The sequence below is a fragment of the Rhizobium sp. 862_C5_N1_2 genome (assembly GCF_051811205.1).
GTDB classification, from domain to species: Bacteria; Pseudomonadota; Alphaproteobacteria; order Rhizobiales; family Rhizobiaceae; genus Rhizobium; species Rhizobium leguminosarum.
In genome coordinates this window covers 2,800,155-2,812,977 of sequence record NZ_JBPWPT010000001.1, presented here as the reverse complement: position 1 = coordinate 2,812,977, position 12,823 = coordinate 2,800,155, and the positions used below count along the sequence as shown (strand labels likewise).

The 12,823-nt window shown below is 62.7% G+C and carries 11 protein-coding genes; 9 read left to right on the top strand and 2 right to left on the bottom strand.

Annotation, left to right across the window (positions count from 1 at the left end; translation table 11 throughout):
• Positions 1 to 5: 5 nt before the first annotated feature.
• From murD to murB, 5 genes are read left to right on the top strand one after another with little or no spacing between them, the layout of a single operon-like run.
• Positions 6 to 1,418, top strand: a complete 1,413-nt coding sequence (murD, locus tag ACD590_RS14180) for a UDP-N-acetylmuramoyl-L-alanine--D-glutamate ligase (protein ID WP_193445483.1) — start codon at positions 6 to 8, stop codon at positions 1,416 to 1,418.
• 1 nt (position 1,419) lies between these two features.
• On the top strand, positions 1,420 to 2,574 hold the full coding sequence (gene ftsW / locus ACD590_RS14175; protein WP_018242862.1) for a putative lipid II flippase FtsW: 1,155 nt from the start codon (positions 1,420 to 1,422) through the stop codon (positions 2,572 to 2,574).
• A gap of 6 nt (positions 2,575 to 2,580) precedes the next feature.
• Entirely contained in the window at positions 2,581 to 3,705 is a 1,125-nt protein-coding gene (gene murG, locus ACD590_RS14170) for an undecaprenyldiphospho-muramoylpentapeptide beta-N-acetylglucosaminyltransferase (protein ID WP_439002804.1), read from the top strand.
• On the top strand, positions 3,702 to 5,117 hold the full coding sequence (gene murC, locus ACD590_RS14165; RefSeq protein ID WP_018446549.1) for a UDP-N-acetylmuramate--L-alanine ligase: 1,416 nt from the start codon (positions 3,702 to 3,704) through the stop codon (positions 5,115 to 5,117). Before murG ends, murC begins: the two co-directional genes overlap by 4 nt.
• Positions 5,114 to 6,088, top strand: coding sequence for a UDP-N-acetylmuramate dehydrogenase (gene murB, locus ACD590_RS14160; RefSeq protein WP_018242859.1), 975 nt, complete (start codon positions 5,114 to 5,116; stop codon positions 6,086 to 6,088). The genes murC and murB overlap by 4 nt, the downstream gene beginning before the upstream one ends.
• 3 nt (positions 6,089 to 6,091) lie before the next feature.
• On the opposite strand, the gene ACD590_RS14155 is transcribed toward murB, so the two are convergent.
• A complete protein-coding gene (locus ACD590_RS14155; protein WP_439002803.1) occupies positions 6,092 to 7,021 on the bottom strand; it encodes a UDP-glucose 4-epimerase family protein in 930 nt (309 codons plus the stop codon).
• Positions 7,022 to 7,135: 114 nt separating this feature from the next.
• Positions 7,136 to 8,449: an MFS transporter gene (locus tag ACD590_RS14150; RefSeq protein WP_028732838.1), complete on the bottom strand. Its 1,314-nt coding sequence runs from the start codon at positions 8,447 to 8,449 to the stop codon at positions 7,136 to 7,138.
• On the opposite strand from ACD590_RS14150, the gene aqpZ reads away from it, so the two are divergent.
• The 4 genes from aqpZ to ftsA all read left to right on the top strand — a co-directional run bounded on the left by aqpZ (position 8,349) and on the right by ftsA (position 12,807).
• Positions 8,349 to 9,359 (top strand): aquaporin Z, encoded by a 1,011-nt coding sequence (aqpZ, locus tag ACD590_RS14145; RefSeq protein ID WP_439002802.1) that lies wholly within the window; start codon positions 8,349 to 8,351, stop codon positions 9,357 to 9,359. The genes ACD590_RS14150 and aqpZ overlap by 101 nt on opposite strands.
• A gap of 273 nt (positions 9,360 to 9,632) precedes the next feature.
• Positions 9,633 to 10,559: a D-alanine--D-alanine ligase gene (locus ACD590_RS14140; RefSeq protein WP_018446545.1), complete on the top strand. Its 927-nt coding sequence runs from the start codon at positions 9,633 to 9,635 to the stop codon at positions 10,557 to 10,559.
• A complete protein-coding gene (locus ACD590_RS14135) occupies positions 10,547 to 11,479 on the top strand; it encodes a cell division protein FtsQ/DivIB (protein ID WP_018242854.1) in 933 nt (310 codons plus the stop codon). The genes ACD590_RS14140 and ACD590_RS14135 overlap by 13 nt, the downstream gene beginning before the upstream one ends.
• Positions 11,476 to 12,807 carry a cell division protein FtsA gene (gene ftsA, locus ACD590_RS14130; RefSeq protein WP_003561012.1) on the top strand — a complete coding sequence of 444 codons (1,332 nt, stop codon included), beginning with the start codon at positions 11,476 to 11,478 and terminating at the stop codon, positions 12,805 to 12,807. Before ACD590_RS14135 ends, ftsA begins: the two co-directional genes overlap by 4 nt.
• Positions 12,808 to 12,823: the final 16 nt, after the last annotated feature.

Sequence of the window (12,823 nt, the reverse complement as noted above, 5' to 3'; positions counted from 1 at the left end):
CGGCGATGATCCCGGTCACGACGCTCAAGGACAGGAAGGTCGCGCTCTTCGGGCTCGGCGGCTCCGGCTTTGCCACTGCCCGGGCGCTGATATCAGGCGGTGCCGACGTGACCGCCTGGGACGACAATCCCGACAGCGTCGCCAAGGCTGCGGCCGAAGGCATCAGAACGGAAGACCTGCACAACATCGACTGGAGCCAGCAGACGCTGTTCGTGCTGTCACCCGGCGTGCCGCTCACCCATCCGAAGCCGCACTGGACGGTCGATCTTGCGCGTGCGGCGGGCGTCGATATCGTCGGCGACGTCGAGCTCTTCGTGCGCGAGCGCCGCGCTCATGCGCCGGACTGCCCCTTCATCGCCATAACAGGCACCAACGGCAAGTCGACCACGACGGCGCTGGTCGCCCATATCCTGAGGTCATCAGGCTACGACACGCAGCTTGGCGGCAATATCGGCACGGCGGTGCTGACCCTCGATCCGCCGAGGGCCGAGCGCTTTTACGTCGTCGAATGCTCCTCCTACCAGATCGATCTGGCGCCGACGCTGGACCCGTCGGCCGGAATCCTGCTCAACCTGACGCCCGATCATCTCGACCGTCACGGCACGATGCAGCATTATGCCGATATCAAGGAACGGCTGGTCGCCGGCAGCGATGTCGCGATTGTCGGCGTCGACGACAGCCATTCCGCCTTGATCGCTGACCGCGTCCAGCGGGCAGGCGTCAAAGTGGTCCGCATTTCGCGCCGCAACGTGGTGGCGGACGGCATTTATGCCGAGGGCACCAAACTCATCCAGGCCGCCGGCGGCGCTATGCTGCCTTTCGCCGATCTCGACGGTATCCAGACGCTGCGCGGCAGCCATAATGCGCAGAACGCCGCCGCCGCCGTCGCCGCCTGCCTCGCTGTCGGGGTTTCCGCCGACGACATCCGCGCCGGCCTTGCCTCGTTCCCCGGACTCAAGCACCGCATGCAGCCGGTTGGACAGCGTGGCCGCGTCGTTTTCATCAACGATTCCAAGGCGACCAATGCCGATGCCGCAGCACCGGCTCTTTCGAGCTATGATCGCATCTATTGGATCGCCGGCGGCCTGCCGAAGGCTGGCGGCATCACGACGCTCGCTCCCTATTTTCCGCGCATCGCCAAGGCCTATCTGATCGGCGAGGCGGCCGCGGAATTCGCAGCGACGCTCGGCGAGGCCGTGCCTTACGAGATCTCGGGCACGTTGGAGCGCGCGGTCGCGCATGCGGCAGCCGATGCCGAACGCGACGAGAACGTTGCTTCAGCGGTGATGTTATCCCCGGCTTGCGCAAGCTTCGACCAGTATAAGAACTTCGAAGTCAGGGGCGATGCCTTCGTCGGCCACGTGGCAGCGCTTGACGGGATTGCGATGCTGATCGGTCCGGCAACAGGAGAGAAATGACATGGTAAGCCGCGCGGAACGTGGGCCTCTGGCCGATTGGTTCTGGACCATCGACCGCTTCTTCCTGGCGATGTTCATCTTCCTGATGGGCATCGGCTTCATGCTGTCGTTTGCGGCATCTCCTGCGGTCGCCGAGCGCATCGGGCTCGAACCCTTCCACTTCGTCAAGCGCCATGCGGCCTTCATGATCCCCTCGATCGGCGTCATGCTCGGGCTGTCGTTCCTGACGCCGCGCCAGGTGCGGCGAACCGCTATCCTGATCCTGATCATCTCCGTCGCCATGATGGTGCTGGTGCTCTTCGTCGGGCAGGAGGTCAAGGGTGGCAGGCGCTGGATCTGGATCGCCGGCCTTTCCATCCAGCCGTCGGAATTCATGAAGCCCGCCTTCGTCGTGGTCTGCGCCTGGCTGTTTGCCGAACATGCGCGCCAGCCGGAGATCCCCGGCAATCTCTTTGCGATCATCCTGTTCGGCATCGTTGCGGCACTTCTTATCGCGCAGCCGGACCTCGGCCAGACCATCCTGACCACGGCCGTCTGGGGCGGGATGTTCTTCATGGCCGGCATGCCATGGATCTGGATCATGCTGCTCGGTATCGGCGGCGCCGGTGGCCTGCTCAGCGCCTATTACGTCTTCCCGCACGTCGCCGGCCGAATAGACAAGTTCATGACCGGCGAGGGTGATACTTTCCAGATCGACACCGCGCGCGAGGCGATCATCCGCGGCAGCTGGTTCGGCCAGGGACCGGGTGAGGGTATCGTCAAGCGCATCATCCCGGATGCGCATACCGACTTCATCTTCTCGGTCGCTGCCGAAGAATTCGGGATCGTCTTCTGCATGGCGCTCGTTGCGCTGTTTACCGTGCTGGTGCTGCGCGGCCTCTCGCATGCCTATCGCGAGCGCAACGACTTCAATCGCTTCGCCGTCGCCGGCCTCGTGCTGCAGATGGGCATCCAGTCGATCATCAATATCGGCGTCAATCTCGAACTGCTGCCGGCGAAGGGCATGACGCTGCCGCTGATTTCCTATGGTGGCTCGTCCATGGTGGCGATCTGCGTCACCGCCGGCTTCATCCTGGCGCTGACGCGGCATCGACCGGAAAAACGCGCGCAGGACCGGAGCCTCTTCCGCGTCCCGCACGGCATGCCGGCGGAGTAGAAGACTATGAGCAAAGGCATCGTGCTGCTTGCCGCCGGGGGAACCGGCGGCCATGTGTTCCCGGCGGAGGCTCTGGCCTTCAAGCTGAAGGAGCGCGGCTATTCGGTGCATCTCGTCACGGACAGCCGAGCCGAGCGTTATGCCGGAAAGTTCCCGGCCGAGGAGATCCATGTCGTGCCGTCGGCGACGATCGGCTCGAAGAACCCGGTTGCCGTGGCCCGCTCGCTGTGGACGCTCTGGAGCGGCATGCGGGCGGCAAAGAAACTGATCCAGCGGCTGCAGCCGGTCATCGTCGTCGGTTTCGGCGGTTATCCCACCGTGCCGCCGCTGCTTGCCGCTACCCGGCTCGGCGTGGCCTCGATGATCCACGAGCAGAACGCCGTGATGGGCCGCGCCAACAAGGCCTTAGCAACCCGTGTGCAGGCCATCGCCGGCGGTTTCTTGCCGGAGGGCGGTGCCGCCTTTCCAGACAAGACGGTGACGACGGGTAATCCCGTGCGCCCGGCGATCATTGCCGCGGCCGAGGTGCCTTACACGCCGTCGCATCCGGGTGAGGCCTTCAACCTTGTCGTCTTCGGTGGCAGCCAGGGCGCGCAATATTTTTCCAAGGCGCTGCCGACGGCGATCAGCCTGCTCGACGACGCGCTTCGCGTGCGGCTGCGCATCACCCAGCAGGTGCGTCCCGAGGACATGGAGATGGTCAGCGGCTGCGTCGCCAAGCTGGAGATGGGGGCCGATATCGCACCCTTCTTTACCGACATGGCCGAGAGGCTGGCCAGGGCGCATCTCGTCATCTGCCGTTCGGGCGCCTCGACGGTTTCGGAAATCTCCGTCATCGGGCGGCCTGCCGTGCTCGTGCCTTACCCGCACGCTCTCGATCACGACCAGGCGGCGAATGCCGCGGCACTCGCTGCGACCGGCGGGGCGAAGGTGATCGCCCAGTCGGAGCTTTCACCGGAGAAGATCGCGGCGATCCTGACGGCTGTCATGAACGATCCGGAAAAGCTTTCGCACATGGCCGCGGCGGCGAAACTCGCTGGGAAACCCGACGCCGCAAACTTGCTTGCCGACATGGTTGAGGCTATTGCCGCCGGACGGACAATTGCGGAATTCAAGAGGACACGCGCATGAAACTGCCGAAGACGATCGGTCTCGTCCATTTCATCGGCATTGGCGGCATCGGCATGAGCGGTATCGCCGAGGTGCTGCATAATCTCGGCCACAAGGTGCAGGGATCGGACCAGGCCGACAGTGCCAATGTCCAGCGCCTGCGCGACAAGGGCATCGAGGTGTTCGTCGGTCACCGAGCCGAAAACCTGGGTGAGGCCGAAGTCGTGGTCGTCTCGACGGCGATCAAGAAGAGCAATCCGGAGCTCATCGCCGCGCGCGAAAAGCTGCTGCCGGTGGTGCGCCGTGCTGAAATGCTGGCCGAGTTGATGCGCTTCCGCAATGCGATCGCCATCGGCGGCACGCATGGCAAGACGACGACCACCTCGCTGGTCGCCACACTGCTCGAAGCCGGCGGGCTTGACCCGACCGTCATCAATGGCGGCATCATCAATGCCTACGGCACCAACGCCCGCATGGGCGAGGGCGAGTGGATGGTGGTCGAGGCCGACGAATCCGACGGCACCTTCCTCAAGCTTCCGGCCGATGTCGCCGTCATCACCAATATCGACCCGGAACATCTCGACCATTACGGCAATTTCGACGCCGTGCGCGCCGCCTTCCGGCAGTTCGTCGAGAACGTGCCGTTTTACGGCTTCGGCGTCATGTGCCTCGACCATCCCGAGGTGCAGTCGCTGGTCGGCCGCATCGAGGACCGCAAGATCATCACCTATGGCGAGAACCCGCAGGCCGACGTGCGCTTCAAGAATGTCCGCATCGACGGCACGCGCTCGATCTTCGACGTCGAAATCCGCCGCCGCCGCACCGGCCAGGTGATTGAGCTCAAGGGGCTGGTCATGCCGATGCCCGGACGGCATAATATCTCCAACGCGACGGCGGCGATTGCCGTTGCCAACCGGCTCGGCATATCGAGCGCCGATATCGCCAAGGGGCTTGCTTCCTTCGGCGGCGTCAAGCGGCGCTTCACGCTGACCGGCGAATGGAACGGGGTGCAGATCTTCGACGATTACGGTCACCATCCCGTCGAGATCAAGGCGGTGCTGCGCGCTGCCCGCGAATCCTGCAAGGGGCGCATCATCGCGGTCCACCAGCCGCACCGCTATAGTCGTCTTGCGAGCCTGTTCGAGGAATTCGCCGCCTGCTTCAACGATGCCGACAGCATCTTCCTGGCACCTGTCTATGCAGCGGGGGAGGATCCGATCGAGGGTATCGATTCCGTGTCGCTGGTTTCGCGCATAAAATCCGGCGGCCATCGCGACGCCCGCTTTCTCACCTCGGCGGAGCTTTTGCCGCAGATGGTCGCGGAGGTTGCAAAGCCTGGCGATTTCGTGGTTCTGTTGGGGGCTGGGAGCATCACATCCTGGGCAGCGGCGCTGCCCAAGCAACTGGAAGGCCTATCGGGAAAGTCCGTATGAAACAGGTGAATGGGGAAAAGCTTCTCGCGTCTCTCGGAGAGGGTGTAAAGGATATCCGCGGCCGTATCACGCCGGATGCGCCGATGGACCGTGTCACCTGGTTCAGGGCCGGCGGCCTGGCCGAGCTGATGTTCCAGCCGCATGACATCGACGATCTCATCGCCTTCCTGAAGATATTGCCGGAAGAGGTACCGCTGACGGTGGTCGGCGTCGGCTCCAACATCCTGGTACGCGATGGCGGCATTCCCGGCGTCGTGCTGCGCCTGTCGGCCAAGGGGTTCGGCTTCGTCGAGCTCGCCGGCGAAAACCGCATCCTGGCCGGCGCCATCTGCCCTGATAAACATGTGGCGGCGATGGCGATGGACAACGGCATCGGCGGCTTCCATTTCTTCTACGGCATTCCCGGCGGCATCGGTGGCGCGGCGCGCATGAATGCCGGGGCCAATGGCGTGGAGACGCGCGAGCGGCTGATCGAAGTCCATGCGGTCGACCGCAAGGGCGACAAGCATGTGCTTTCCAATGCCGAGATGGGCTATTCCTACCGGCATTCGACCGCATCGACAGATCTGATCTTCACCTCCGTGCTGTTCGAGGGCTATCCGGAAGAGCGCGCGCAGATCCGCGCCGAGATGGACGCCGTGCGCAATCATCGCGAGACGGTGCAGCCGGTGCGTGAAAAGACCGGCGGGTCGACCTTCAAGAACCCCGCCGGCCATTCGGCCTGGAAACTGATCGACGAGGCAGGCTGCCGCGGCCTCGTCATCGGCGGAGCGCAGATGTCGTCGCTGCACTGCAATTTCATGATCAACATGGGGCAGGCGACCGGCTACGACCTCGAATATCTCGGCGAACAGGTGCGCCGCGAGGTCTTCGAAAAAGACGGCATCAAGCTCGAATGGGAAATCAAACGTCTCGGCGTCTTCATGCCCGGCCGTGAGGTGCACCCGTTTCAGGGTGTGACGAGCGAGTAACGGTTACTTCACCGCAAGCTTCAGGCCTTCGCGCGGCGTGACCAGGGGCGACCAGCCAAGCACGTCGCGGGCACGGGATATGTCGACCTGGAGGGAGCCACAAAGACGTTGGTAGACGGCGTCCTTTCTCGTGACTCTCGCGCCCATCTGCAACAAGGCGGGGGGAAAGGGGAGCAGCATCGGTTTGACACCCAGCCCTGCGGCAATCCCTTCGATAAGCCCCGGAGTCGAAAGATCTTCTCCATCGCCTGCGAGAAAGGTCTCGCCGGCTGCCCCGGGATGCTTCATCGCGGTGATGATCAGATCGACGAGATTTGGAAGCGCGACCAGTGTTCGGCGGTTCTTCAGCGACGCGAAGGGGAGCGGTATCCTCTTCCGGACAAGTCCGACGAGCAGGGAAAAATTGCCCCTCGCGCCGGGTCCATAGACGAGCGGCGGGCGAATGACGACGACCTCCATGCCTGTTCGAGCGGCGATTTCATGCAGCCCGATTTCAGTTTCCAGCTTCGAGATGCCATAGGGGTCGATCGGCATTGGCGTATCGTCGTGTCGGAAGGGCCTTTCGTTCTCCTCACCATTGACCTTGATGCTGCTAATGAAGACGAACCTCTTTACCCCCGCGCGGGCGGCCTGCTCGGCGAGGTTCAACGTGGCGGCGGTGTTGATCCGACGAAATTCCGCGAGCGGATCGGCTGCGCGGTCGTTCATGATGTGAACACGAGCGGCGAGATGGACAATGACATCAACACCTTCGAGAACTGCCGCCCAATCGGTTTCGCTTGTTATCTCGATGGGGAAATGCCGCACAGATGTCGGGAAGCTGGCGGTTGCAGATCGCGTCGTCACCACAAGCTCGCATATCCGCTCTCCGTGCAGTCTTTCGACGAGAGGCCCACCGACAAAGCCGGCTGCGCCGGTAATGAGGCATCGCATGATCTGTTCCCCGTTTTGCCGTGAGTGTTCCGGTTAACCGGAAGTGCTCACGGCATCAATAAAAAAGCCGCGACGGTGGCCGTCGCGGCTTGTTGTTGACTTGCTACTCGAGGTTCAGACTTCCTCGCGGCCCGACAGCCGGATGCAGACCAGCGAAATCACCGCCGAGGCGGCGAGGTAGTAGCCGACATAATCGAGGCTGTAATGGGTGGCGAGCCAGGTGGCGATATAAGGAGCAAGTGAAGCGCCGAAGATGCCGCCGAGGTTGAAGGTCATCGAGGCGCCGGTGTAGCGCACCATGGTCGGGAAGGGCGCGGCAAGGGCAGCGCCGATCGGACCGTAGGTGAAGCCCATCAAGGCGAGGCCGATGATCGAGCATAGGAAGGCGCCTGTGAGACCGCTGGTCAACAGCGTGGCGTAGAAGAAGCCGAAGATCGCGATGGCAATCGTCGTCAGCGTCAGGATGGTACGGCGCGAATAGAGATCGGAGAGCCAGCCGGAGAGCGGGATCGTCAGGCCGAAGAAGACGACGCCGACAAGCTGGACGACCAGAAACTGTTCTCTCGTATAACCGAGCCCACCCTTTTCCAAGGGTGTCGTGCCCCAGGAGAGCGTGAAGACTGTCATGAGGTAGAACAGCACGAAGGTCGCGACGGCAATGAAGGTGCCGAGGATCAGGCTGCGCAGATGACCGCGGAAGACCACCTCGATCGGCACGGCGACGCGCTCGTGCTTTTCGACGGCTTTGCGGAATTCCGGTGTCTCGGCAATCTTCAGGCGGACATAGAGGCCGACGGCGACGAGGGCGAGGCTGGCGATGAAGGGAATGCGCCATCCATAGTCGAGGAAATCCTCGTTGCTCATCGTTTCCGCCAGGATGAGGAAGAAGCCGGAGGAAAGGATGAAGCCGATCGGCGCGCCGAGCTGCGGGAACATGGCGTACCAGCTGCGCTTGCCGGGAGGAGCGTTTTCGGTGGCAAGCAGGACGGCGCCGCCCCATTCGCCGCCGAGGCCGAGGCCCTGACCGAAGCGGCAAAGCGCCAGCAATAGCGGCGCGGCGATGCCGATCGCATCATAGCCTGGCAGCATGCCGATCAAGACGGTCGAAAGCCCCATCGTCATCAGCGCGGCGACGAGCGTCGCCTTACGGCCGATGCGATCGCCGAAATGACCGAACACCACGGCGCCGATGGGGCGGGCGAAGAAGGCGATCGAGAAAGTGACGAGCGACTGCAGCGTTGCGGCGTTCGAATCGCTTGCCGGGAAGAAGAGATGCGGGAAGACGAGGACGGCTGCCGTCGCATAGACGTAGAAGTCAAAGAATTCGATGGTGGTGCCGACAAGGCTGGCGATGAGGACGCGAGCCGGGGAATTGACTTGCGCGCTGTTCGAGGCAGGAGTCGGCGATGCGGAGATCGCGTCTGTCATTTTCAATCCAATCAGTATTTTTATGAATCGCCTTGGGAGGCCGGCGGGTCTTAACGCAATTTCAGGCCTGAGAAAACGTCTCCTTGCGCCGCAGGTACCGCACGCATCTCCACCCGCTTCTCGATCCTTGCGTGAAGCTTGCCGCGGCAATGTCCGCGCGCTTGACCGGAATCGAATTGTAACGGATTCACTTAAACTCTTGGTTGAGGTTAAGGAGGCGCGCATGCAAAAGAGTTTAGTTGCCGAGTTTCTCGGCACGTTCTGGCTGGTCTTCGGCGGATGCGGCAGCGCCGTGCTGGCCGCGGCCTATCCCGAGCTGGGGATCGGTTTTGTCGGCGTGGCCTTTGCGTTCGGTCTGACCGTGCTCACCATGGCCTATGCCGTGGGCGGCATCTCAGGCGGTCATTTCAATCCCGCCGTCTCCCTCGGCCTAACTGTTGCCGGACGGTTTCCCGCGGCGCGCCTCGTTCCCTATGTCGTCGCGCAGGTTGTCGGCGCCATCGCCGCGGCGGCGCTGCTTTATCTCATCGCCAGCGGCAAGGCGGGTTTCGAACTCGGCGGCTTTGCCGCCAACGGATATGGCGATCATTCTCCGGGCGGTTATTCACTGCTTTCGGCGCTGCTGATCGAAGTGCTGCTGACCATGTTCTTCCTGATCATCATCCTGGGATCGACCAGCAGCCGGGTGCCTGCCGGCTTCGCGCCGCTTGCGATCGGCCTCGGACTGACGCTGATCCATCTCGCTTCTATCCCCGTGACGAACACCTCGGTCAATCCGGCGCGTTCCACCGGCCAGGCGCTTTTCGTCGGCGGCTGGGCGCTGCAGCAGCTCTGGCTGTTCTGGATTGCGCCGCTTGCGGGTGGGGCGCTTGGCGGACTCGTCTGGAAATTCCTCGACGACGCCGACTGACTACAGGACATCGAACTATCCCATTGAGCCCGCGCGGTTTTTCCGCGCGGGCTCTTCTGTTTCCACGGATCGGCGGGCACCTTCGCTCCGACACTCCCGAAGACGCGAAGGTTAAAAAATCATGGGCGCGGCAATATGGAGTTAACGAAAGTAAACACTTCATTAACCATAATGATGCTCTAATGCACCCAGGTCGGACAAAGGCCTGAAACGGCGCAGACAGCTTCGCGCAAGCGTCGATTTCGAAAATGAAAGTTATTTTTGGGGGTGTTGATGAGTCGCAAGCATGTCGCTGTCCTGATGGGCGGATTTTCCTCGGAAAGGCCCGTCAGCCTTTCCTCGGGAAAGGCTTGCGCAGAAGCCCTCGAGGCGGAAGGCTTCGACGTGACGCGCATCGACGTGGCGCGTGACGTTTCCGAGAAACTTGCCGCGCTGAAACCCGATGTCGTCTTCAATGCCCTTCACGGCCCGTTCGGCGAGGACGGCACCATTCAGGGCATCCTCGAATATCTCGAAATCCCTTATACGCATTCGGGCGTGCTTGCCTCGGCGCTGGCGATGGACAAGGCCAAGGCGAAGCGTGTCGCTGCCGCCGCCGGCATTCCGGTCGCCGAATCGCAGGTGGTCAACCGTTTCGCCTTTCCCTCGACGCATCCGATGAGGCCGCCCTATGTGGTGAAGCCCGTCCGCGAGGGGTCGAGTTTCGGCGTCGTCATCGTCACGGAAGATCAGGCGCATCCGCCGCAGATCGTCAGCTCGCCTGAGTGGCGTTACGGCGAGGAGGTGATCGTCGAGCGCTATGTTTACGGTCGCGAGCTCACCTGCGGTGTCATGGGCGAAACGCCGCTCGGCGTCACGGAAGTGGTGCCGCAGGGACACAATTTTTATGATTACGACTCCAAGTATGCGGCGGGCGGTTCAAAACACGTCATCCCCGCGAAAATTTCACCGAATATTTACCAAAAAATACAAACATTGTCCCTAAGGGCGCATCAGGCAATCGGTTGTCGCGGCGTCAGTCGGTCGGACTTTCGTTACGACGATCGTTTCTCCGAAGACGGCGAAATCATCTGGCTGGAGGTCAATACCCAGCCAGGTATGACCCCAACCTCGCTCGTGCCCGAAATGGCCGGTCATGCCGGCTATTCGTTTGGTCAGTTTCTCCGGTGGATGGTGGAGGACGCGTCTTGTTTGCGTTGACAGTCAAGAGGATTGGGCGCCCCAGCCATCATGCCGTGCTTCCGATCATGGAAGCCGAAGAGCGGTTCGTGCTGCCGCGTCCACTGCGCCGCGTCACGCGCTTCCTGATCAGCCTCTGCAGCGGCCGTATCCATATTCCTGTTCATACGGGCACGGTCTCGGCGCTCGCCTTCCTGGCTGCGACGGGGTTTTACGGTATGTCGCTTGGCGGTCACACCGAAGCTGTCGCGCAGGCGACGACGACGGCGGCGGGTTTTGCGATTGAGGACGTCAAGGTCTCCGGCAATTCGGAGACCTCCGAAATCGAGATCCTGCAGCTGATCGGCCTTGACGGCACGACCTCGCTGGTGGCCCTCGACGTCGATGCCGCCCGCCGGAAGATCGCGCATCTTCCCTGGGTCGAAAGTGTCGAGGTCCGCAAGATCTATCCGAAAACGATCGAGGTGAAGCTCAAGGAGCGCCAGGCCTATGCGATCTGGCAGCACGGGCAGGAGCTTTCCCTGATCGAGAAGAACGGCAGCGTCATTGCGCCGCTGCGCGACAACAAGTTTTCGGCGCTGCCGCTCGTCGTCGGCCGCGATGCCGAAACGGCAGCGGCTTCGCTCGACGACGCCTTCTCGAAGTGGCCCGACGTGAAGGCCCGCGTGAAGGCCTATGTCTGGATATCAGGCCGTCGCTGGGACCTGCACATGGACAATGGCGTCGTCGTCAAGCTGCCGGAAGATGGCATCGACCAGGCACTGGCGACGCTTTCGAAGTTCGACAAGGAGCACCAACTCCTGGAGCGGGACATTGCCGCAGTCGATCTCCGACTGTCCGACAGAACCGCCATCCAGCTGACGCCGGAGGCGGCGGTCCGCAGGCAGACGGCAGTGACGGAGCGTACGAAAGAATTGAAGAAGGCGGGGCAGAATATATGAGCTTGTTCGGTTCATCCCATTTCGGATTACCGCGCCTGAAGCCGCTTTCGTCGAAGCGGTCACATGTCGTTTCGGTGCTCGACATCGGCTCGACCAAAGTCGTCTGCATGATCGGCCGGCTGACGCCGCGCGAGGAAAGCCAGATCCTGCCGGGTCGCACGCACAATATCGAGATCATCGGCATCGGCCACCAGCGTTCCCGCGGCATCAAGACCGGCGTGATTGCCGATCTCGACGCGCTGGAAGGCGTCATCCGCCTTGCAGTCGACGCGGCGGAGCGCATGGCGGGACTGACCGTCGAGAGCCTGATCGTCAACCTGACGGCTGGCCGGCTCGGCAGCGACATCTACACCGCGACGATTGATCTCGGCGGCCAGGAAGTAGAGCTCAACGATCTGAAGAAGGTGCTGTCGGCCGCTTGCCAGCAGTCGCTGCGCCAGGACCGTTCGGTGCTGCATTCGCTGGCGACCGGCTTCTCGCTCGACGGCGAGCGCGGCATCCGCGATCCGCTGGCGATGTATGGCGATGCGCTCGGCGTCGACATGCATGTGGTGACGGCGGAGCGCTCGGCGCTGAAGAACCTCGAACTCAGCGTCAATCGTGCGCATCTGTCGGTCGAGGGCATCGTCGCCACGCCCTATGCATCGGGTCTTGCAGCTCTCGTCGACGACGAGGTCGAACTCGGCTGCGCGGCGATCGACATGGGCGGCGGCACGACGACGATCTCGGTCTTTGCCGAAGGCAAGCTCGTTCATACGGACGCCGTCGGCCTCGGCGGCCATCACGTCACCACCGACCTGGCGCGCGGCCTTTCGACCCGCATCGAGGATGCGGAGCGGCTGAAGGTCGTGCATGCCTCGGCACTTTCGAATTCCTCCGACGAGCGCGAGCTGATCTCGATCCCGCCGATCGGCGAGGACGATCGCGACCAGCCGTCGCAGGTGCCGCGGGCACTGGTTTCGCGCATCGTATCGGCCCGAATCGAGGAGACGATGGAACTGATCCGCGACCGTATCCAGCGCTCAGGCTTCAGCCCGATCGTCGGCAAGCGTGTCGTGCTGACCGGCGGGGCGAGCCAGTTGACCGGCCTTGCCGACGTGGCGCGGCGCATCCTTGCCCGCAACGTCCGCATCGGCCGTCCGATGGGCGTCTCGGGGCTGCCGACGGCTGCCAAGGGTCCGGCCTTTTCGACGGCCGTCGGCCTGATGATTTATCCGCAGGTCGCGGACATGGAGACACATGCGTCACAGAGCGGTCTGCTCATGTCGCTTGGAGGAAATAACAGCCGCATAGCCCGCATGGGCCAGTGGCTGAAGGAAAGTTTCTGAAATTGAGTAATTGGCC